This window comes from Phenylobacterium sp. (assembly GCF_013911965.1).
GTDB lineage: Bacteria > Pseudomonadota > Alphaproteobacteria > Caulobacterales > Caulobacteraceae > Phenylobacterium.
Genome location: NZ_JACESE010000018.1, coordinates 47,938 through 67,043, shown reverse-complemented (window position 1 = coordinate 67,043; position 19,106 = coordinate 47,938). Strand labels below are relative to the sequence as shown.

Sequence of the window (19,106 nt, the reverse complement as noted above, 5' to 3'; positions counted from 1 at the left end):
AAGGTCTTGAGGCGCTTCGCGAAGTTGTAGGCGTCCAGGAAGGCGGCAAGGTGATCCTCGAGCTGGCGATGGTTCTGGTAGTGGTGCCGTCATCCGCCTTCCTGATGTGATACGGGACCGAGATGACCAGCCGGGCCATGCTGGAATGGACCAACCGCACCGGCGTCGAGTGGCATTACATCGCCCCGGGCAAACCGCAGCAGAACGGCTTCGTCGAGAGTTTCAACGGCAAGCTGCGCGACGAGTGCCTGAACGAAGAGGTCTTCGGAAGCCTGGCCGAGGCCCGGGCTATGATCGAGGCTGGCGGCTCGACTACAACCATGTGCGCCCGCACTCGGCGCATGGCGGCCTAACGCCCGAAGCGGTGCGGCTGAACCCCGCGGCCGGCCGGCTGCGCAACTTGATCAGCTCCACCGGCCGCCCGCTACCGCCGGCGCTTGGAGATCAACTATCAACCCCCAGAGCTCTCACAATGATCGAGGGACCGGCGGGGGGCAGGTCACGGGACCAGACACCTAGCTCTTTGAGCGGAGCCTTCGCTGTATCGCCGCTCGGATGGCGTGCGTGATCGTGGCGCTGCCGTGGAGTATCTGGCCCATAGTTCCTCCCGGAATGAGGGATCAGCTTGGCCGATTCCTCCACACTCCGGGACCAGACACCTAGCGGTGCCCGTGGTTTGCGTACTGATACGAGACGACAGGCAGGTCGACGCCGTAATGGCGTGCGACGGCCAACTTCGTCTGACCTTCTTGGTCGATCATGTGGATCACGCCATCGGCAGGTGCGAGGAGTTCGGCCGCGAACGCCCGTCCCATGGCCTGCCGGTCGGTGCGCAGCTCGGAGATAGGCGCTTCGGCGTCGTCATACCCCAGGTAGTCGCCAACAGCCCGAGCTAGCAAAAAGGCAGTGCCGGCTGGTCCAGACTCCCGCACCACTATCACCGGGTCATGATCGGCCTGGCCCCGGAACCCACGTAGGGGATCGTCAGCCATCGCGCTCGCTTGGAAGCCGGCCGCTCCGAAGAACTTCTCGAGCCCGGGCAAGCCACCAACGGCCCGATCGTCAGCTAGCCGGAGGCGCCGTCGGACCGCCTCGGCTTTCTGCTTGCCGACATCCCAAGGGGCGACCCCCTTCTTCTTCTCGATCGACTTCAGGTGTCGCAGCCCCTCGAAACGATTTTTGTCCCGATGCGTGCGCAGTTCGTGCTGCACCCAACCCAAGGTGGCCCCGAGAGCCTCCGGAAGAGTCGAGGAAGCGAACTCCAAGCGGGGGCCCTCCTCGGGAATGACTGAGATCAGATGGCGGACTGCGTCGAACTGGTGATCGGAAAGATCATGCGGTGAGAGCCCGAGCGCGCCCGCAGTGCGCGCAAAGAGCGCCTCGCGCTCGTACTGCAGGACGTCGCGCAACCGAGACCACAATGCGTGGATAGGCCGATCGAAGCGCCGGCCTCGTTCAAGATAGAGCGCTACGGGCTCGACCAGGCTCTCAATGAATAGGGTCTGAGCCGCCTTCTGCGAAAGTTCGCTTTTGAGAGAAGGCTCCTGCAGAGGATCCTGAGTTGGGCGCGCGGAAAGCTCGATGAACTCGCCAACGGCTTTCAGAAACAGAGCTCCTGGCAGCGCTTCCGAGACGCTATCGATAGTCAGAGCGTAGAGGCGGAACGGATCGTCCAGTCGATAAAACACCCGCCACCAGTTCCTGAGCAGGCGAACCGCAACCTCGTTCAGATCAAGATCGGGCGCGCTTGCGTGCTTGCCGAATAGCGTCAGCTTCCCCAACACCTCGTCGCTCTGCAGATCGCCCGGACGGGCCGCAGCGTCGGCCTTGAGAATCGGCGTGACGGCCTCTTCGGTAGGTCTCTCTGCGACGGCGAGATGGGAGAGGTCCGTCTTCCCGCTAAGTTCCGCGGCCTTGCGCCGTCCATCGTCCGTCAGGGTCGGCACACTGGCCTTTCCGTCGGCAACGAGGGTGATCAGCCCCGCCCGGGTGAGCGCGGAAAGGCCGCGGCTAACGTTGGGTTGGTGACGAGCGACGATGGCGGACAGCTCGGCGATGCTGCGTGGATTGAACTCAGCAATGGCGACCAGCAACTCGCGCGTGCGCGGCGCGGCAAGCGCTTCGATGCGCTCCGCTTCGCGATTAATGGGCTGCGGCTCAGCAAGCTTCGCCAGGAGCTGAGCACGCAAATCCTGTCCTGAGATTTTCGCCATCACTGGTCGCCCTCCGGCTGCAGGTCGAAGCTCATGCCCTGCGCGGCGCAGTAGGCGGCGCATCGATCGAAAAAGTCGGCGAGCAGCGCACTCGGCGATCTGAAGTCATAGCGGATCCGCCGCTCGACGCGGCCAAGGGGGTGCTCGTGGTCGAACGGGTCATCGTCAGCTGCTCCGTCGAAGCCGTGTGAGTTGTCGAAACCCAGGACCCGCTGTTTGTTCGCGTCTTGCACCACCAGGCCATACCGGATGCCGTGGGGCCGTTGCCCGGTAACGTCCACCCGCTCGACATGGACCACCACCCACCCGCCATCGGGCAACCGCCACGGCGACTGATCCGCGAAATCGAGTAGCGTCTCCAGGTCTCGTTCCGAAATCATCCATATCGCCCGATGATATGCGTTCTCGCCTACGAAGTCACTAATGCGCCAATTCGCCGCCGAGAGAACGGTACGCGGTAGCGACGCGGCAATTGTCGCTCGCGTTCTCGGCTGCCTACGAGGCTGCGGGCGCTGGGCACCCCGGGCCAATCACCAGCCGATCCGCCCATTAGCACGAGGTGAGCGCCGATTCTGCTACGCTGCCTGGATCCCCCTTCCGGCCACGAATCGCAGCGCCGATGCTGATCGTGCAGCCACGGGAGGATCTCTGATCGCCCGGTGCTCCGCAGAAAAAGGAGCTGAACGATGTCGAACGCACAGTACCTCACGCCCGATGAGGTGTCGGAGCGTTACCGGGGAGAGATCTCACCCGGGACGCTCCGCAACTGGCGAGCCATGCTGATTGGCCCTTCGTACGTGAAGGTCGGTAAGGGCGTCCTCTACCCAGTGACGGAGCTTGAGGCCTGGGATAGAAAGAGTGTCGTGCAGTGCCGCGCTACGCGGTGATCGAGCGGTGCTCACGAGGTGGGGACGGTACCCGCCGTTCTGGTCGGCAATAGCCGCCCCCCACTCCCCGCCCCCCGCACCGGGCGGGAGCGAATGATATTCTAAAGATTTCATAGAGTTGAGAACTCTCGCTCGGCTCCTTCACAATCACCCGTCGGGCGACCCGACGCCCTCCTCGGCCGACGTGGAGATGACCCGCCAGATCGTGGAGGCCGCGCGCGCCCTGCGCATCTCCGTCCACGATCACCTGGTGGTCGGCCGCGACGGCGTGGCGAGCTTCAAGGCGCTGGGGCTGCTCTAGCCCTATTCCGGCCGCGGCCGCACGCCGCTCTCGTCGATACGCCATTCCAGCTGTTCGGGCGTGGCGCCCGGCACGCTGTTGGCGCGGCGCAGGCGCACGGGCCCGCGCAGGTGGAACGCCTCGCCGGACGTCAGTTCGCCATAGACGTGGACGGGCACCTCCACATAGAGCGAGCCGGCGGCGCCCTCGATCCGGCCGGGCGCCCCCACCTCCGCGTGATAGGTGGAAAACCGCCCGAAGCTCTCGGCGAAGGCTTCGGCCGTCATGCCGCTGCGCTCGCCCTTGTCGCGCCATAACCGGTAGGCCTCGTCGTACTTCTTCTGCTCCAGCAGGGCGTAGTAGGTCTGCACCAGCTGGGCGGCGCCCTGGGCGCTGTGGGGGGCGACGGGTCCTCCGGCCAAGGGCGCCTCGATGACCTTGCAGTTCACGCTCTCGGCGCTGGCGATGTCCTCCCCCGGCGCCAGCGGGGCGATCATCCCGTCGGCCATGCCCTTGGTCCACCACTGCCACCCCTCGCCGACATAGCGCGCGCCGCTGGCCGAACGGGCGACGCTCAGCCGATGGGTTTCGCCGGCCAGTTCCAGGATCGCCGTGTCGCTGTCCGGATAGGCCGCGCGCAGCGTCCGGCCGTCCTCGCACCGATAGCTCAGCGCATTCTCGCCGAGCGCCGCTCCGCCGCCGAGGGCCTGGGCCGAAGGCGCGCCCGCCAGGCTGGGCCTGGCTGGGGGCGCCGGGGTCTTCGCCGTCTCCTCCTGTCCGCAGCCGGCGAGGGCCAGGCCTGCGACGAGGCTCAGGATCAGGGCCCGTGACATCGCCACCTCCTCCGTTCCCCCCGGTCCACTATGCCCTGGCGGCCGCCTCCCAGGCCAGGAAATCCGGGTCCTGCAACAGGCGCTGCATGTACTCCCCCGCACGGCCGGTGTCGCCGTAGTCGGAGGCGTGCAGGCCATAGGTGCGCAGCCGCGTGGCCACGGGCGTGTAGAAGGCGTCGGCGATCGACCATTCCCCGGCCAGGAACGGACCTCCGAAACGCTCCAGCATCTGGTTCCACATGGCCACGATGCGCCGCAGGTCCGACTGGGTCGCCTCGGAGACATCGTGCGGCCGCGGCTCCTGATCGAGCGCCATCGGGCATTCGCCGCGCAGGGAGGCGAAGCCGGCGTGCATCTCCGCCGCCGCCGAGCGGGCCAGCGCGCGGGCGGCCGGATCGGCGGGCCAGAGCCTGGCCTCCGGATAGCGCTCGGCGAGATATTCGCAGATGGCCAGCGAGTCCCACACGGTCAGCTCGCCGTCCTTCAGGACCGGCACCAGACCCGAGGGCGAATGGGGCGCGATGGCCGATTTTGTGGTGTCGCCCTGGCGCAGCTCCACCTCGGTTTCGGTGAAGGCCGCACCCGTTTTTTTCAGCGCCAGCCACGGCCTCAGGGACCAGGTGGACCAGCGCTTCGTACCGATGATCAGCTCCATGGGGACCTCCTCGAAATCTGGGTATCGCTATTGCCGAACACGGAACGAGCCTGTCTAGAGTGCCGCAACGACAAGAAACGAACGCCCAGGAGATCGACAACGATGACCGACACCGCCGCGCCTGTCGCGCCGACGCCAAAGCCGGCCGATACGCCGTCCGGGGTGCAACCGCTGGCCAAGCCCGTCCGCACCTATGCGCTCAGCCTGCTGCTTGGCATCTATACGATCAACTTCCTCGACCGCCAGGTGGTCAACATCCTGGCCGAGCCGATCAAGCAGGACCTGGGCCTGGCCGACTGGCAGCTCGGCCTGATGAGCGGCCTGGCCTTCGCCCTCTTCTACACCGTGCTCGGCATCCCCATCGCCCGCCTGGCCGAGCGCAAGAACCGCCCGATCATCATCGGCTCGGCGGTGGCGGTCTGGAGCGGCTTCACCGCCCTCTGCGGCGTGGCCCAGAACTTCGTCCAGCTGATCATCTTCCGCATCGGGGTCGGCGTCGGCGAGGCCGGCTGCACCCCGCCCGCCCACTCCCTGATCAGCGACTATGTGCCGAAGGAGAAGCGCTCGACGGCGCTGGCCTTCTATTCCATGGGCACGCCGATCGGCGGCCTGCTGGGGCTGATCTTCGGCGGGCTGATCGCCGACGCCTATGGCTGGCGCGCCGCCTTCTTCGTGGCCGGCGTGCCGGGCATCCTCTTCGCCCTCCTGGCCTATTTCACCCTGCCCGAACCCCGCAAGGAGCTGGCCAAGCGGGCCGAGAAGATCCAGGCGGCGTCGGCTACCTTCGGCGAGACCATGCGCGAGCTCGCCAAGAAGAGGACCTTCTGGTTCATCTCCTTCGCCGCCGCCATCAAGGCCTTCATCGGTTACGGCCACGCGCCGTTCACCGCCTCCTTCTTCCTCCGCAACCATCCTGAGCAGGTGGAATCCCTCGCCGCCTCGGTCGGCGCCAGCGTCGGCTACAATCTGCAGTCGGTGGGCTTCCTCGGCCTGGCGCTCGGCCTCATGTCGGGCACCGCCGGCGCGCTTGGCTCCTGGCTCGGCGGCTTCCTGGCCGACAAGTTCGGGGCCCGCGACCTCCGCGCCCAGATGATCGCCCCGGCGATCGCCTCGCTCGTCACGATCCCGATCTACATCGCGGCCGTCACCGTGGGCTCGGTCCCTCTGGCCCTGCTGCTCCTGACGATCAACGGCCTCTTGGGCACCATCTGGTACGGGCCGGTCTACGGCACCGCCCAGTCGATCGTGCCGCCGCACATGCGGGCGACCACGGCGGCCATCCTGCTGTTCATCATCAACCTGATCGGCCTGGGCCTCGGCCCGCTGGCCGTGGGCCTGCTGTCGGACTACTTCGCCGTCGGCATGAACATGGGCTCGGCCGAGGGCGTCCGCTGGGCGCTGATCGCCTCGACCCTCTTCGGCCTGGTGGCCTTCTTCTGCTTCTGGATGGCCACCCGCACCATCCGCGAAGACAACGTCGGCTGACCGACCTGCGCCCCGGCGGCCGCACGGCGGCCGGGGCCCTCTTCTCTCCGCGCTGGCGTACGGCGAAAACCTCGGTCTAGATAGGCTTAGAGGCGGCCATCAGAGTCGGCCCAGTACCCGGGGAGGGACCTGAACGTGTCCGCTATCGACGCCGCGCCTTCGGCCGCGCCGCAACAGCCGCGCTATACGGAAGGCTACAAGACCACAGTCCTCTGGCTGCTGGTCCTGGCCTACACCTTCAACTTCATCGACCGCACGATCATCTCGACCATCGGTCAGGCGATCAAGGTCGACCTTCAGCTCACCGACACCCAGCTCGGCCTGCTGGGCGGGCTGGCTTTCGCCCTCCTCTACACGACGCTGGGCATTCCGATCGCCCGCGTGGCCGAGCGGCGCAGCCGGGTGAACATCATTTCGCTCGCCATCGTCATCTGGTCGGGCTTCACCGCCCTCTGCGGCATGGCCAACAGCTTCCTGACCCTGGTGCTCTTCCGGCTCGGGGTGGGCGTCGGCGAGGCGGGCCTCTCTCCGCCGGCCCATTCGCTGATCTCCGACTATTTCGAGCCGCGGAAGCGCGCCTCGGCGCTCTCCATCTATTCCTTCGGCATCCCGCTGGGCACCATGTTCGGCGCCGTGGCCGGCGGCTGGATCGCCCAGAACGTCTCCTGGCGCGCCGCCTTCGTCATCGTCGGCCTGCCCGGCATCCTCGTGGCTCTGGCCATCAAGCTCTTCATCAAGGAGCCCCCGCGCGGCTATTCCGACATCGCCCCGGCCGACACGCCCATCCTGGAGGGCGAGGAGACCGTGCCCGCCACGCCCGCGGCGCCCGCCAAGCCGCCGTCCATCCTGGCGGTGGCCAAGCGCATCTTCGGCAAGTGGGGCTTCTTCCACATGGTGGCCGGCATCACGGTCGCCTCCTTCGCCAGCTACGGCACGGGCCAGTACCAGGCGCCCTACTTCATCCGCATGTTCGGTCTGGACCTGGCGACCGTCGGCCTGATCTTCGGCGTGATCGGCGGGGTGGCGGCCGGCGCCGGCACGCTGCTGGGCGGCTTCCTGACCGACTGGGCCGGCAAGCGCTCGGGACGCTGGTACGCGCTCGTGCCGGCCATGGGCCTGCTGATCGCCTGTCCGCTCTACATCCTCGTCTATCTGCAGGACGACTGGCGGATCGCCGCGGCGCTGCTGCTGCTGCCCGGCATCTTCCACTACACCTATCTGGGCCCGACCTTCGGGGTCATCCAGAACGCCGTCTCCCTGCGCATGCGGGCGACGGCCACGGCGCTGCTCTTCTTTGTCCTCAACCTGATCGCGCTGGGCTTCGGCCCGCCCTTCTGCGGCTGGTGCATCGACATGCTGAGCCAGAACCTGTTCGCCGGACAGAACCTGGGCGACTTCTTCGCCCTGTGCCCGGGCGGCGTCGGCGCGGCAGGCGCTGGTCCCGTCGTGGACGCAGCCTGCAAGCTCGCGGTCGCCGAAGGCACGCGGCAGGGAATCATCCTGAACCTGCTGATCTACGCCTGGGCCGGGGTCCACTACCTGCTGGCGGCCATCACCCTGCCCAAGGACATGGCCACGGCCCTGGCCAGCGCGGCCGAAGACTAGGACGGGATCGCTTGACAGGCGGGCGCCTGGGCCTCCATCAGCCGGGGCCTAAGGAGCCCGCCCATGATCCCCCGCTACACCCGCGCCGACGCCGCCGACATCTGGTCGCCCCAGACCCGCTTCTCGATCATGTTCGAGATCGAGGCGCACGCGGCCGACGCCATGGCGGAGCTGGGCGTCATCCCCAAGGAGGCCGCCCGCGTCATCTGGGAAAAGGGCCGCGACGTCGTCTGGGACTCAGACCGCATCGACGCCATCGAGCGCGAGGTGAAGCACGACGTCATCGCCTTCCTGACCCATGTCACCGAAATCGTCGGTCCCGAGGCGCGCTTCCTGCACCAGGGCATGACGTCCTCGGACGTCAACGACACCGCCCTCGCCGTCCAGCTCTCCCGCGCCACCGACATCCTGATCGAGGATGTGGACCTCGTGCTCGCCGCCCTGAAGAAGCGCGCCTTCGAGCACAAGATGACCCCCTGCGTCGGCCGCAGCCACGGCATCCATGCCGAGCCGACCACCTTCGGCCTCAAGCTCGCCGGCCACTATGCCGAGTTCCAGCGGGCCAAGGAGCGCCTGGCCATGGCGAAGTTCGAGATCGCCACCTGCGCCATCTCCGGCGCCGTCGGCACCTTCGCCAATGTCGCCCCGCAGGTCGAAGCCCACGTGGCCGAGAAGATGGGCCTGGCGGTCGAGCCGGTGTCGACCCAGGTGATCCCCCGCGACCGCCACGCCGCCTATTTCTGCGCCCTGGCCGTCGTCGCCTCCTCCATCGAGCGGCTGGCGGTCGAGATCCGCCACCTGCAGCGCACCGAGGTGCTGGAGGCCGAAGAGCCCTTCGACCCGGGCCAGAAGGGTTCGAGCGCCATGCCGCACAAGCGCAACCCGATCCTGACCGAGAACCTGACGGGCCTGGCCCGCCTCATCCGCTCGGCGGCCATGCCGGCTCTGGAGAACGTGGCGCTGTGGCACGAGCGCGACATCAGCCACTCTTCGGTCGAGCGCGGCATCGCGCCGGACGCCACCGTGCACATGGACTTCGCCCTGCGTCGTCTCGCCGGCGTGGTCGAGCGCCTGGTCGTCTATCCGGAGAACATGGCCAGGAACCTCGACCGTTTGGGCGGGCTGGTCCACTCGCAACGCGTGCTGCTGGCCCTGACGCAGAAGGGCGCCTCGCGCGAGGGCGGCTATGCGGCGGTCCAGCGCAACGCCATGAAGGTCTGGCGCGGCGAGGGGAACTTCCTCGACTTCCTCAAGGCCGATCCCGACATCGTCCTGTCCGACGCCGAACTCGAGGATCTGTTCGACCTCGGCTATCACTTCAAGAATGTCGACGTGATCTTCGCTCGGGTGTTCGGCGAACAGGCCTGAGGCGGTCGGCTCAACCGGCGGGCTGAGCGACCACCTCGATTTTCACCTCGATCCGCCGCGACACCCACTGGGCGCTGGGGTCCGAAGCCATGCCGAGGTCGAAGGCCATCCGGTCAAGGGTGGTCGTCCCCTCCACGCGCGCGACTTCGCCCTCCCGCCGGTAGGTGAAGGCCAGGGTGACCGGGACGGTCTGTTCCTTCAGGGTCAGCGTCCCCTCGGCCTCATAGCGATCGCCGCCGAGGGCGCGGAACGCCGTCGCCTCGAACCGAGCAGTGGGGAAGCCGGCGGGGTCCAGCCATTCAGCCGAGCCGAGAGAGCCCTCCTGCGTGGCGTCGCCGGTGCGCGCCGAGCCCGTGGCGATGTCCGCCACGGCCTTCGAGCCGGCGAGGTCGGCGGGATCGAACCAGATCTGCGCCTCCCAACGCTCGAACCGTCCGGTGAAGGGAGCCCCCGCATGCACGCCCGAGAAGGTGATGCGCGAGGCTTGCGGGTCGACCCGCCAGGCTGTCGCCGTTCCCGGGCTCACAGGCTCGGCCGGACCGGCGGCGGGCGCCGCGGCCGCGGCCGGCGCCTCAGCGGGGCCAAGGCCCGTCGCCGGCCGCCCCGCCATCCAGCCGAGCGCCGCGACCACGGCGACCGCCACGACGGCCGCGCCCCAGAGCGCCGCGCCCCGTCCGGGCGACAGGCGGGGCTCCGGGCGCGCCTGCGGCGCCGGCAGGAAGGGCGCCATGCGCGCGAGCACGCCGTCGCGATCGATGAACTGGTGCTTCAGCGCCGCGCCGATGTGGAGGCCGGCGAGAAGCAGCACCATCCAGGCCATCAGGCTGTGGGCGCCGAGCGCGCCGTGGGCGAGGTCCCGCCGCGTCTCGGCGGCCGCCTCGGCGACGCCCGGCAGGTGCGGCACGGGGACGAGACCGAACCACGAGGTCGCCACGGCGAGCGCCCGGTCCTGCGGCGCAGACCAGCCCGTCGAGACATACAGCCAGCCGGAGAGCGGCAGGGCGAACAGCAGGACGTAGAAGGCCGCATGCGTCACGGTCGCCAGGGCATGCTCCCAAGCCTTGGACACGGGCGGCGCAGGCGGGACATGGATCAGCCGCCAGCCGAGGCGCAGCGCCGTCAGGGCGAGGATGGTCAGGCCGATCGACTTGTGCAGCTGGAAGACGCGATAGGCCGTCGCTTGGGCGCCCGGCTCAGCGATGGCGTCGCTCATCCACCAGCCCATCGGGACCATGGACAGCACGGCGAACGCGATCAGCCAGTGCAGGACGATCGCCACCGTCGAATAGCGCGGCGCGGACATGGTCGGGCTCCGATGAAAGAGGGAGCGGGGCGGAGCGCCTCGGCCCCGCCCCGTCGGCCTTAGCCTTCGGCGCCGGCGGCCGGCGCGGCGGCGTCGCCCTGGCGCACGAACTCGCCGTCGAAGCGGATCTTCACCTCGTCGCCCACGGGCCCCGCCTCCATGCCGAAGTCGGAGCGCTTGAACGAGCCCTCGGCGGCGAAGCCGACGGCCGGCACGCCCAGGAAGGGATGGCGGTCGAGCAGGCCGTTGAAGGTGGCGTTCAGCGTCACCGGCCGGGTCTGGCCCATGAAGGTCAGGTCGCCGGTCACCTCGGCCGTCCGCGGACCGGTGGGGTTCACGGCGGTGGAGACGAAGGTGATCTGCGGGAACTGGCCCGCCTTCAGGAAGCCCTGGGCGATGTTCTCATCCCAGCTCTGGAAGCCGGTGTCGGGATGGGTGCCCTTATAGTCGCCCGGATAGGCCGTGCTGACCGAGGTGGGATCGATCATCGCCTCGATCTTGGAATTGGCGAGGTTGTCGGGGTCGAGGGTGAGGGTCGCCTCAACCTTGCTGAAGCGGGCCGTATAGTTGGAGATGCCGTTGTGCGGCACCGACCAGAAGAAGGCCGTGTGGGTCGGGTCCAGCGCATAGACGCCGGCCGGCACGGCGGGAACGGCCGTCTCGGCGGCCTCGGGGGCGGCCGTTTCGGCGGGCGTCTCGGCCGGCTGGCTGCAGGCGGCGAGAAGGGCGGCGGCGGCCAGGCTGGCGAGCGAGGCGGTCTTGAAGGCGGTCATGCGGAATGCGGCTCCCTGGAGACAAGGACGCTCGCGGCTGCGGGCGCAGGGGCGCCGTCGGCGCAAAGCGTCAGCAAAGCTCATGTGGGTTCCGCGGCCACGCTTGTGCAGGCACTATATGTCGATACGACGTATCGACAGGATCGATGGATGATCGACGGCGTCTCGCTGGACCAGCTTCGCGTCTTCATCGCCGCCGCCGACGAGAAGAGCTTCTCGGCCGCGGGCCGGAAGCTTGCCCGGACGCAGTCGGTGGTGAGCCACGCCATCGCCAATCTGGAGGCGCGGCTGGGCGTCGTCCTGTTCGACCGGGGCCGTCGATATCCTGTGCTGACACCGGCCGGCGTGAGTCTGCTGGCGCGAGCACGCGAGGTGATCCGCGGGGTCGAGGCCCTGAAGGCGCAGGCCCGCAGTCTGGCGGGAGGACTTGAGGCGGAGCTGGCGTTGGCGGTCGATGTCATGTTTCCGCAGGATCTGCTCACCCGCGTCGTCCGCGACTTTGCGGCACAGTTTCCCTCGACGCCCCTTCGCCTCTTCGTGGAGGCGCTCGGCGGCGTGGCGGAGGCTGTGATCAGGGGACGCTGCGCCATCGGCGTCGTCGGTGAACTGCCCAACCTCCCGCCGACCCTGCAAGCCGAATGGGTGCGCCGCATACCCCTGGTGACGGTCGTCGCCCCGGCCTCTCCCCTCGCCTTGCTGGGGCGCCCCGCCACTCGCGAGGAGGTGGCGGCCCATACCCAACTGGTCGTCACCGACCGCTCCCCCCTCACCCAGGGCGTCGATTTCGGAGTGCTGTCCCCTCGCACGTGGCGGCTGGCCGATCTTGGAGCCAAGCATGCGTTCCTGCTCGCGGGTCTCGGCTGGGGACACATGCCGGCCGCAACGGTCGCCGACGACCTTGCTGCGGGGCGCCTGGTCGCGATCGAGGTCGAAGGCGCGCTGCGGGAAAGCTCCACGTTGCCCATGCAGGCCGTCTACCGCGCCGAGGCGCACCCGGGACCAGCCGGGCGCTGGTTCATCGAGCAGATCCGCGAGCCGCTCGCCCCCTGACGTGCTGGCTCACTCGGTGGCGGGCAGGGCGTCCGGAGGCCGCCGACACAACCAATCTGCGAGGCGGAACACGAAGGGGTTGGCCACGATGGAGATGAGCGCCGCGGCCAGGATCAGATCGTGTGTCTCCCGCCCCATGACGCCGAGCGCCAGCCCCACCCCTGCCAGGATGAACGAAAACTCGCCGATCTGAGCCAGGCTGGCGGCCACGAGGAAGCCGTCCCGCCGCGGCATCCGAAACAGGGTCGTGATCGCCAGGGCCGCGAGCGACTTTCCCACCAAGACGATGAGGACGGTGGAGATCACCGCCACGGGCCGTTCGAGCACCACCCTCGGATCGAAGAGCATGCCGACGGACACGAAGAACAGGACGGCGAAGGCGTCGCGCAGCGGCAGGGATCGCTCCGCCGCGTTCTGGCCCAGCGGCGAGGAACTGAGCACCACACCCGCCACGAAGGCGCCGAGAGCGAAAGAAGCGCCGAAGACGGCGTAGGCGAGGTAGGCGATGCCGAGGGCGATGGCCAGGACGCCCAGGGTGAAGAGCTCGCGCGAGCGCGTGTGGGCGATACGCACCAGCAGCCATGGCAGGACCCGCGAACCCACCACCATCATCAGGCCGACGAAGAGTGCGATCTGCGCCAGGGCGCCGCCGACGCCCAGGGCGATGTCACGCGCCTCCACCCCGCCGCGAACGGCCACCAGCGGCACGAGCACCAGGGCCAGCACCATGACCAGGTCCTCGACGATGAGCCATCCGACGGCCACCCGGCCGGCCTCGGACTTGACCGCGCCGCGCTCCTCCAGGGCGCGCAGGAGGACCACGGTGGAGGCGACAGAGAGGGTCAGCCCGAAGAGGGCGGCTTCGGCATGAGCCATGCCCAGCAGCCGCCCGACGATCCAGCCCAGCGCCGTGGCGCAGCCGATCTGAACGAGGGCGCCCGGCGCCGCCACCCGCCGCACCTTCAGCAGGTCGGCGACAGAGAAGTGCAGGCCGACGCCGAACATAAGCAGGATCACGCCGATCTCCGCCAGCTGGGCGGCCAGCGAGGAGTCCGCGACCCATCCCGGCGTGAACGGCCCGACCGCCACACCGGCCAGCAGATAGCCGACCAGCGGCGACAGCTTCAGCCGGTTGGCCAGCAGGCCAAGCACGAAGGCCAGCACGAAGCCGGCGACGAGGGTCAGGATCAGGCTGTCGTCGTGGGGCATCCCGGCCTTGGGCTGTTCGCTTCGGCGAGCCGCTATGCCCTTCCGCGGGAGGGATCAGGGGAGGATGCAGAGGCGCTCGCAATTGCGCCCATCTTCAAACAGATCGGCCACCCGATGGAAGGGGCGCGCAAGGGTCTGTCTCACACAATCGACGGCCGAGCCGCCCCGCCCCAAACGCCGGGACGTGCCGCAGTCTTGGCCTATTCGCCGCGGACCTGTTCGCGGGCCTGAGCCAGGAACTCGTCCATCTTCATGCGGACCTCGCCCTCGGACACCTGGACGCCGGAGCCCTTGAGGTCCTCGAAGACCTTGCGCAGGACGTCTTCCTCGCCGGGCTGCTCGAGGTCGGAACGAACCACCGCCTGGGCGTAGGTCGCCACGCGATCTTCGGAGAGGCCCATCAGGCCCGCCGCCCATTCGCCCAGCATGCGGTTGCGGCGCGCGCTGGCCTTGAACTCTTGTTCCTGATCGAGCGCGAACTTCCTCTCGAAGCCCTTTTCACGATCGTCAAAGGTGGTCATGCGTTCCCCGATAAGCGGCACAATCGGAGGCTCCATACCTCCCACAAGGCGAGCCCGCAATCGAAAGCGGCGACTTGCCAGACGTTCGCAGGCGCGTACAGCGGGCGGCGTGTCGCAGCCGCACCGCGCCGTTTGCGCGCGGGCGGGCCATCCGCTAATTTCCGCCCGCCTCAGTTCGAGCGAGAGGCCGAGTCGGACCGCGCGTGGAAGCTCGCCGCGCGCGTTTTTCTTTTCCGACGGCGGCAAGCCCTCGCTCCGGGAGAAGGCGATTTGAGATGACCCGCCGCAAGAAGATTTATGAGGGCAAGGCCAAGATCCTCTACGAGGGTCCCGAGCCTGGCACCCTGATCCAGTACTTCAAGGACGACACCACGGCCTTCGACGCCACCAAGAAGGCGGTGCTGGAAGGCAAGGGCGTGATCAACAATCGCATCAGCGAATATGTGATGACGCGGCTGAACGCGATCGGTGTTCAGAACCACTTCATCAAGCGCCTGAACCTGCGCGAGCAACTGATCCGTGAGGTGGAGATCATCCCGCTGGAGGTGGTCTGCCGCAACATCGCCGCGGGCTCGTTGTCGACGCGGCTTGGCCTGCCCGAGGGCCAGGCCCTGCCCCGCTCCATCGTTGAGTTCTTCCTGAAGGACGACAAGCTCCACGACCCGATGGTCTCGGAAGAGCACATCACGGCCTTCAACTGGGCCTCGACCCAGGAGATCGACGACATCATGGCGCTGACCCTGCGGATCAACGACTTCCTGACCGGCCTGTTCGGCGCGGTCGGCATCACCCTCGTGGACTTCAAGATCGAGTTCGGCCGCGTGTGGGAAGGCGACTTCAGCCGCATCATCCTGGCCGACGAGATCAGCCCCGACTCCTGCCGGCTGTGGGATTCCACCACCAACGAAAAGCTCGACAAGGACCGCTTCCGCCGCGACCTGGGCGATGTGATCGAGAGCTACACCGAGGTGGCGCGCCGGCTGGGCATCATGAAGGAGATGCCGACCGTGATTCAGGGGGGACTGCACTGATGAAGGCCAAGGTTCACGTATTCCTCAAGCCCGGCGTGCTCGACGTCCAGGGCAAGGCGGTGGAGCAGGCCCTGCACGGCCTGGGCTGGGGCGGCGTCGAGGGCGTGCGCGTCGGCAAGACCATCGAGTTCGACCTGAAGGCCGACGACCGCGCCGCCGCCGAGGCCGAGGTCAAGGCCATGTGCGAGAAGCTGCTCGCCAATACGGTGATCGAAAGCTACCGGGTGGAGCTGGCGTGACGCGGACGGGCGCGCTCGTCCTGGCCGCGGGCGCGCTCTGCGCCTGCGCGCCGCGCGAGGCCCCGGAGGCGGAGGCCGCGAGCCTCGCCCTGGACTGCGCGGCGGGATACGAGGCGCTGCAGAGCCAGATCGTCGGCCGACCGGGGCTTCGGCCTGCGCCGATCGAGCGCAACGAGCCCTACAGGATCTATAGTGAAGCGGACGGCTCGGCCTCCTATATCCTGACCGAACCCGGCGCGCCGGCTCACCCGGCCGTGCTGAAACAGACGGCCGTGCGCCGCGCGGGCGTGCTGGCCATGGAGAACGAGGGCTGCGCCTTCGGCGACGCCGGGGCCTATGCGGACCTCAAAGCCTATTGGGACTCGGTCGCCCAGGCGCGATAGGTCCTCCCATCCGCCGGACCAAGAGACCGGCGCAAAAACGAGCAGGTTACGAGCGCTATGAAAGCCGCCGTCATCGTCTTCCCCGGGTCCAACTGCGACCGCGACTGCAAGGTGGCGGTGGAACGCTCCACCGGCGCCAAGGTGGACATGGTCTGGCACGGCGACACCGCCCTGCCCGACGGAGTCGACCTGATCGTCCTGCCGGGCGGGTTTTCCTATGGCGACTATCTGCGCTGCGGCGCCATGGCCTCGCTGTCGCCGATCATGACCGAGGTGAAGGCCGCCGCCGAGCGGGGCGTCGCCACCGTCGGCATCTGCAACGGCTTCCAGGTGCTGTGCGAGGCCGGGCTTCTGCCCGGCGCCCTCCTGCAGAACGAGCGGCTGAAGTATGTCTGCAAGCCGGTCGCACTGGAGGTCACCAACGCCCAGACGCGTTTCACCTCCGGCTATGGCGGCCGGCGCGAAGTGACCATGACCGTGGGCAATGGCGAGGGGAACTACTTCGCCGACGAGGCCACGCTGGACCGGCTGGAGGGCGAGGGCCAGGTGGTCTTCCGCTATCGCGACAATCCCAACGGCTCGGCCCGCGATATCGCCGGCATCGTCAACGGCCGCGGCAACGTACTGGGCATGATGCCCCACCCGGACCGCGCCTTCGAGGCCGAGCTGGGTTCGGCCGACGGCGCCATCCTCTTCCAGAGCGCGCTCGCCAGCGCCTGACGCCTGGAGGGGATCGATGCCGCCGGCCGCTGGAGCGGACGGACCGCGCATTCTGCCCCTCCTCTCCGTCATCTGCGCCACCGCCGCCTTCCAGGTCGGCGCGGCCCTGGCCAAGGGCCTCTTTCCGGCTGTCGGTGCGACGGGCGCGGCCACCCTGCGGCTCGGCCTCGCCGCCCTCCTGCTGCTGGCGCTCAGCCGACCCTGGCGCGCCTGGCCGGCCGGAGCGCCGCGTCTGCCGCTTCTGGGGCTCGGCCTCAGCCTCGGCGGCGTCATGCTGCTCTTCTACCTGGCCCTGACCCGCGCGCCGCTCGGCGTGGTCATCTCCCTGCAGTTCCTGGGACCGCTCGCGATCGCGCTCTTCGACTCGCGCCGGGCCATCGACCTCCTCTGGGCGGGCCTCGCCGGCCTGGGCGTCTTGTCCATCGTCGGGGTGACGAGCGCGGCCGCCGGCCAGGACGGGCTGGGCCTCCTCTTCGGCCTGGGCGCCGCGGCGTGCTGGGCCGGCTACATTCTGTTCGGCCGCCTCGCCAGCCGCGACTACGGCCGCAGCGCCCCGGCCCTGGGGCTCACGATCGCCGCGCTCGCCGTGCTGCCCTTCGGATGGGCGGAAGCCGGCGCCGGCCTCTTCTCGGCCGAGATCCTGCCGCTCGCCCTGCTGGTGGCGCTCACAGCGACGGCCATTCCGCTGTCGCTCGAACTCTACGCCCTTCCCCGGCTGCCGCCGCGGGTCTTCGCGGTCTTCACCAGCCTGGAGCCGGCGTTCGGCGTGCTGTTCGGCTTCCTCATGCTGAACGAACGGCTCAGTCCCGGTCAGCTCGCCGGCGTCGGGGCCGTGGTCCTCGCCGCGGCCGGCTCGGCCTGGACGAGCCGCACATCAAAGGCCGCTTGAGGTCCGGGCCGGCATCTCCTCGCCTTCCGCAGCGAAGTAGCAGACCGTCCCGATCTGGACGTTGCGCCGGTCACGGACGATCACGTGCGCGTCCTTCCCCGCTTCCGCGAAGGTGCGCGCCAGGCGCCGGGCGCTGAGTTCGGCCTGGGCGCCGGAGAAGAAGACGAGAGGCAGCTCCGAAAGCGTGCTGGCGACGCACCATCCCCCGTCCAGCGGCGTCACCGTGACCACGTGGCCGTATCGCTCCGCCAGGGTCGCCGAGGGTCGAGCCGTCATCGCCAAATCCTCCCGTTCATTTAGCTGAACGGACGCATCTGGCCAGCTTCTAGCCTGACCGTATGTGCTCTGGACGACGAACGGCGCAATCAAATCGCCGTTTGGTTGTGCTATCCTTCGGATAGTCGGGGGACACTTTCGCGGCGCCCCTTGGCATCGAGCTCCGTGATCAAGCGGAGTAAGCTGTGTATTCGACACCCCCCAACGCGTTTTTGCGCGCCCTCTCCACAGACACCCTTCAGCGCCTCTCCAGGGAAATGGTGCTCGTCGATCTGGAGCGCGGCGTGGAGATCGGGGTGGAAGGCGAAGCGATCGCCTTCATCTACTTTCCGCTGAACGCGCTCCTGTCGGCCTCGCGCAGTTCGCTCGACGGCTTCACGGTCGAGACCCGCGTGGTGGGCTGCGAGGGCGCCGCCAATGTCGCCCAGACCATGGGTTCGGGGAGGTTCTCCAGCCATCTCCAGGCGCAGATCGGCGGTCGGGCGTTGCGGATCTCCACCAACGCCTTCCGGCAGGCGGCTGCGGCGTCGACCTCCTTCGGTGAAGCCATCTGGCGCGGCGTCGAATTCCAGTTGTGGGAGACGGAGCAGTCCTGCCTGTGCCTGGCCGCCCACCCGGTGGAGGCGCGGCTGGCGCGCTGGCTTCTTGAGGCCGAAGAGCGTTCGGCCCGACGGGGCGGCGAACTGGGGATCACGCACGAATTCATGGCCATCATGCTGGGGGCCCAGCGGACCACGGTCACGCGCGTGCTCGGCGAGTTGTCGCGGCGCGGCCTGGTGGCCACCCGCCGGGGCAGCGTGCGCGTGACGGACGCCGAGGGACTGGGTGAGGTCGCCTGCGAGTGCCGCGCGCAAAGCGTCGCGGAACGTGGCCGCCTGGGCCTTCAGCCCTGCCACGCCTGAGCCCGAACGGCTCAGTCGAGGGCCACCTGAGCCTTCGACGGCAGCTCCCCGCGGAAGACCGCCAGGCCGTACTGGAAGCTGCGGGCGATCATCTCGGCGCGGGCGATGAACAGGGCCGCGGCGTCCGGCGGACAGACCTCCCGGACCGTCTCCCGCCAGAGCTCCAGCCAGCGCGCGAAGTGGACGGCGTCCAGGCCGGGCAGGCCGGCGTGGGCCGGCATGGGGGCGCCCTTGAAACGGCCGGTCATCAGGGTGACCGAGGACCAGAAGTCGCAGAGCTTGGCCAGGTGCTCGTCCCAGTCCTCGATGGCCGCCTCGAAGATCGGCCCCACCAGGGCGTCGGCGCGGGCCCTGGCGTAGAAGGCGTGGACCAGCTCGGCGATCATCGGCTCGGTCACGCCCACGGCGTAGCCCGGCGCGATCTGGCGGCGACGCGCCTCGGCGTCGCGGCGATGGACCTCGTACTCGTCTGCAGCCATGGGGC

21 protein-coding genes and 1 pseudogene are annotated in these 19,106 nt (G+C 68.6%); 12 read left to right on the top strand and 10 right to left on the bottom strand.

The genetic code is table 11. The features are described 5' to 3' along the window. Positions 1 to 113 precede the first annotated feature (113 nt). Positions 114 to 519 (top strand): annotated as a pseudogene (locus H2041_RS16190) (integrase core domain-containing protein); the annotation flags it as partial. A 140-nt stretch (positions 520 to 659) separates the two neighbouring features. On the opposite strand, the gene H2041_RS16185 reads toward H2041_RS16190, so the two are convergent. Both H2041_RS16185 and H2041_RS16180 read right to left on the bottom strand, forming a co-directional pair. Continuing rightward, positions 660 to 2,213: an ArsR family transcriptional regulator gene (locus tag H2041_RS16185; protein WP_293414453.1), complete on the bottom strand. Its 1,554-nt coding sequence runs from the start codon at positions 2,211 to 2,213 to the stop codon at positions 660 to 662. Next, a complete protein-coding gene (locus tag H2041_RS16180; protein ID WP_293414451.1) occupies positions 2,213 to 2,593 on the bottom strand; it encodes a DUF6516 family protein in 381 nt (126 codons plus the stop codon). Before H2041_RS16180 ends, H2041_RS16185 begins: the two co-directional genes overlap by 1 nt. A 625-nt stretch (positions 2,594 to 3,218) precedes the next feature. Here H2041_RS16180 and H2041_RS16175 point away from each other — a divergent pair. Beyond that, entirely contained in the window at positions 3,219 to 3,401 is a 183-nt protein-coding gene (locus H2041_RS16175; RefSeq protein ID WP_367134078.1) for a JAB domain-containing protein, read from the top strand. A 2-nt stretch (positions 3,402 to 3,403) separates the two neighbouring features. Here the strand turns inward: H2041_RS16175 and H2041_RS16170 are convergent, their stop codons facing one another. Continuing rightward, positions 3,404 to 4,213 (bottom strand): MliC family protein, encoded by an 810-nt coding sequence (locus H2041_RS16170; protein WP_293414449.1) that lies wholly within the window; start codon positions 4,211 to 4,213, stop codon positions 3,404 to 3,406. 28 nt (positions 4,214 to 4,241) lie between these two features. Then, a complete protein-coding gene (locus tag H2041_RS16165) occupies positions 4,242 to 4,868 on the bottom strand; it encodes a glutathione S-transferase family protein (protein ID WP_293414447.1) in 627 nt (208 codons plus the stop codon). A 102-nt stretch (positions 4,869 to 4,970) separates the two neighbouring features. Between H2041_RS16165 and H2041_RS16160 the strand changes: the two genes are divergently transcribed. The 3 genes from H2041_RS16160 to purB all read left to right on the top strand — a co-directional run bounded on the left by H2041_RS16160 (position 4,971) and on the right by purB (position 9,326). Continuing rightward, on the top strand, positions 4,971 to 6,353 hold the full coding sequence (locus tag H2041_RS16160; protein WP_293414445.1) for an MFS transporter: 1,383 nt from the start codon (positions 4,971 to 4,973) through the stop codon (positions 6,351 to 6,353). A gap of 135 nt (positions 6,354 to 6,488) precedes the next feature. Next, complete coding sequence (locus tag H2041_RS16155; protein WP_293414443.1) at positions 6,489 to 7,958, top strand: MFS transporter; 1,470 nt, start codon at positions 6,489 to 6,491, stop codon at positions 7,956 to 7,958. Positions 7,959 to 8,021: 63 nt separating this feature from the next. After that, a complete protein-coding gene (purB, locus tag H2041_RS16150) occupies positions 8,022 to 9,326 on the top strand; it encodes an adenylosuccinate lyase (RefSeq protein WP_293414441.1) in 1,305 nt (434 codons plus the stop codon). A gap of 10 nt (positions 9,327 to 9,336) precedes the next feature. Here purB and H2041_RS16145 read toward each other — a convergent pair whose 3' ends face one another. Next, complete coding sequence (locus H2041_RS16145; protein ID WP_293414439.1) at positions 9,337 to 10,629, bottom strand: YceI family protein; 1,293 nt, start codon at positions 10,627 to 10,629, stop codon at positions 9,337 to 9,339. A gap of 59 nt (positions 10,630 to 10,688) precedes the next feature. After that, positions 10,689 to 11,402, bottom strand: coding sequence for a YceI family protein (locus H2041_RS16140; protein WP_293414437.1), 714 nt, complete (start codon positions 11,400 to 11,402; stop codon positions 10,689 to 10,691). A gap of 150 nt (positions 11,403 to 11,552) precedes the next feature. Here H2041_RS16140 and H2041_RS16135 point away from each other — a divergent pair, with 150 nt between their 5' ends. Beyond that, positions 11,553 to 12,452, top strand: a complete 900-nt coding sequence (locus H2041_RS16135) for a LysR family transcriptional regulator (RefSeq protein WP_293414435.1) — start codon at positions 11,553 to 11,555, stop codon at positions 12,450 to 12,452. Positions 12,453 to 12,461: 9 nt separating this feature from the next. Here H2041_RS16135 and H2041_RS16130 read toward each other — a convergent pair whose 3' ends face one another. Both H2041_RS16130 and H2041_RS16125 read right to left on the bottom strand, forming a co-directional pair. Further along, on the bottom strand, positions 12,462 to 13,661 hold the full coding sequence (locus tag H2041_RS16130) for a cation:proton antiporter (RefSeq protein ID WP_293414433.1): 1,200 nt from the start codon (positions 13,659 to 13,661) through the stop codon (positions 12,462 to 12,464). A 200-nt stretch (positions 13,662 to 13,861) separates the two neighbouring features. Next, a complete protein-coding gene (locus tag H2041_RS16125) occupies positions 13,862 to 14,182 on the bottom strand; it encodes a DUF1476 domain-containing protein (protein WP_293414432.1) in 321 nt (106 codons plus the stop codon). 275 nt (positions 14,183 to 14,457) lie between these two features. Here H2041_RS16125 and purC point away from each other — a divergent pair, with 275 nt between their 5' ends. From purC to H2041_RS16100, 5 genes are read left to right on the top strand one after another with little or no spacing between them, the layout of a single operon-like run. Next, positions 14,458 to 15,213 (top strand): phosphoribosylaminoimidazolesuccinocarboxamide synthase, encoded by a 756-nt coding sequence (gene purC, locus H2041_RS16120; RefSeq protein ID WP_293414431.1) that lies wholly within the window; start codon positions 14,458 to 14,460, stop codon positions 15,211 to 15,213. Further along, entirely contained in the window at positions 15,213 to 15,452 is a 240-nt protein-coding gene (purS, locus tag H2041_RS16115) for a phosphoribosylformylglycinamidine synthase subunit PurS (protein ID WP_293414430.1), read from the top strand. Before purC ends, purS begins: the two co-directional genes overlap by 1 nt. Further along, on the top strand, positions 15,449 to 15,835 hold the full coding sequence (locus tag H2041_RS16110) for a hypothetical protein (RefSeq protein WP_293414429.1): 387 nt from the start codon (positions 15,449 to 15,451) through the stop codon (positions 15,833 to 15,835). The genes purS and H2041_RS16110 overlap by 4 nt, the downstream gene beginning before the upstream one ends. A gap of 57 nt (positions 15,836 to 15,892) precedes the next feature. Beyond that, a complete protein-coding gene (purQ, locus tag H2041_RS16105; protein WP_293414428.1) occupies positions 15,893 to 16,555 on the top strand; it encodes a phosphoribosylformylglycinamidine synthase subunit PurQ in 663 nt (220 codons plus the stop codon). A 16-nt stretch (positions 16,556 to 16,571) separates the two neighbouring features. Then, complete coding sequence (locus H2041_RS16100; RefSeq protein ID WP_293414427.1) at positions 16,572 to 17,444, top strand: EamA family transporter; 873 nt, start codon at positions 16,572 to 16,574, stop codon at positions 17,442 to 17,444. Here H2041_RS16100 and H2041_RS16095 read toward each other — a convergent pair. After that, positions 17,430 to 17,720 (bottom strand): hypothetical protein, encoded by a 291-nt coding sequence (locus H2041_RS16095; RefSeq protein ID WP_293414426.1) that lies wholly within the window; start codon positions 17,718 to 17,720, stop codon positions 17,430 to 17,432. The two genes, H2041_RS16100 and H2041_RS16095, sit on opposite strands and share 15 nt — an antisense overlap. A 257-nt stretch (positions 17,721 to 17,977) precedes the next feature. Between H2041_RS16095 and H2041_RS16090 the strand changes: the two genes are divergently transcribed. Further along, positions 17,978 to 18,622: a Crp/Fnr family transcriptional regulator gene (locus tag H2041_RS16090; protein ID WP_293414425.1), complete on the top strand. Its 645-nt coding sequence runs from the start codon at positions 17,978 to 17,980 to the stop codon at positions 18,620 to 18,622. Positions 18,623 to 18,633: 11 nt separating this feature from the next. Here H2041_RS16090 and H2041_RS16085 read toward each other — a convergent pair whose 3' ends face one another. Next, positions 18,634 to 19,101 (bottom strand): group III truncated hemoglobin, encoded by a 468-nt coding sequence (locus H2041_RS16085; RefSeq protein WP_293414424.1) that lies wholly within the window; start codon positions 19,099 to 19,101, stop codon positions 18,634 to 18,636. Positions 19,102 to 19,106 lie beyond the last annotated feature (5 nt).

Coding starts and splice junctions, on each gene's coding strand:
- H2041_RS16185 (WP_293414453.1), bottom strand. CDS start 2,213: ATGGCGAAAATCTCAGGACAGGATTTGCGTGCTCAGCTCCTGGCGAAG.
- H2041_RS16180 (WP_293414451.1), bottom strand. CDS start 2,593: ATGATTTCGGAACGAGACCTGGAGACGCTACTCGATTTCGCGGATCAG.
- H2041_RS16170 (WP_293414449.1), bottom strand. CDS start 4,213: ATGTCACGGGCCCTGATCCTGAGCCTCGTCGCAGGCCTGGCCCTCGCC.
- H2041_RS16165 (WP_293414447.1), bottom strand. CDS start 4,868: ATGGAGCTGATCATCGGTACGAAGCGCTGGTCCACCTGGTCCCTGAGG.
- H2041_RS16160 (WP_293414445.1), top strand. CDS start 4,971: ATGACCGACACCGCCGCGCCTGTCGCGCCGACGCCAAAGCCGGCCGAT.
- purB (WP_293414441.1), top strand. CDS start 8,022: ATGATCCCCCGCTACACCCGCGCCGACGCCGCCGACATCTGGTCGCCC.
- H2041_RS16145 (WP_293414439.1), bottom strand. CDS start 10,629: ATGTCCGCGCCGCGCTATTCGACGGTGGCGATCGTCCTGCACTGGCTG.
- H2041_RS16140 (WP_293414437.1), bottom strand. CDS start 11,402: ATGACCGCCTTCAAGACCGCCTCGCTCGCCAGCCTGGCCGCCGCCGCC.
- H2041_RS16135 (WP_293414435.1), top strand. CDS start 11,553: ATGATCGACGGCGTCTCGCTGGACCAGCTTCGCGTCTTCATCGCCGCC.
- H2041_RS16130 (WP_293414433.1), bottom strand. CDS start 13,661: ATGCCCCACGACGACAGCCTGATCCTGACCCTCGTCGCCGGCTTCGTG.
- H2041_RS16125 (WP_293414432.1), bottom strand. CDS start 14,182: ATGACCACCTTTGACGATCGTGAAAAGGGCTTCGAGAGGAAGTTCGCG.
- purC (WP_293414431.1), top strand. CDS start 14,458: ATGACCCGCCGCAAGAAGATTTATGAGGGCAAGGCCAAGATCCTCTAC.
- purS (WP_293414430.1), top strand. CDS start 15,213: ATGAAGGCCAAGGTTCACGTATTCCTCAAGCCCGGCGTGCTCGACGTC.
- purQ (WP_293414428.1), top strand. CDS start 15,893: ATGAAAGCCGCCGTCATCGTCTTCCCCGGGTCCAACTGCGACCGCGAC.
- H2041_RS16100 (WP_293414427.1), top strand. CDS start 16,572: ATGCCGCCGGCCGCTGGAGCGGACGGACCGCGCATTCTGCCCCTCCTC.
- H2041_RS16095 (WP_293414426.1), bottom strand. CDS start 17,720: ATGACGGCTCGACCCTCGGCGACCCTGGCGGAGCGATACGGCCACGTG.
- H2041_RS16090 (WP_293414425.1), top strand. CDS start 17,978: ATGGTGCTCGTCGATCTGGAGCGCGGCGTGGAGATCGGGGTGGAAGGC.
- H2041_RS16085 (WP_293414424.1), bottom strand. CDS start 19,101: ATGGCTGCAGACGAGTACGAGGTCCATCGCCGCGACGCCGAGGCGCGT.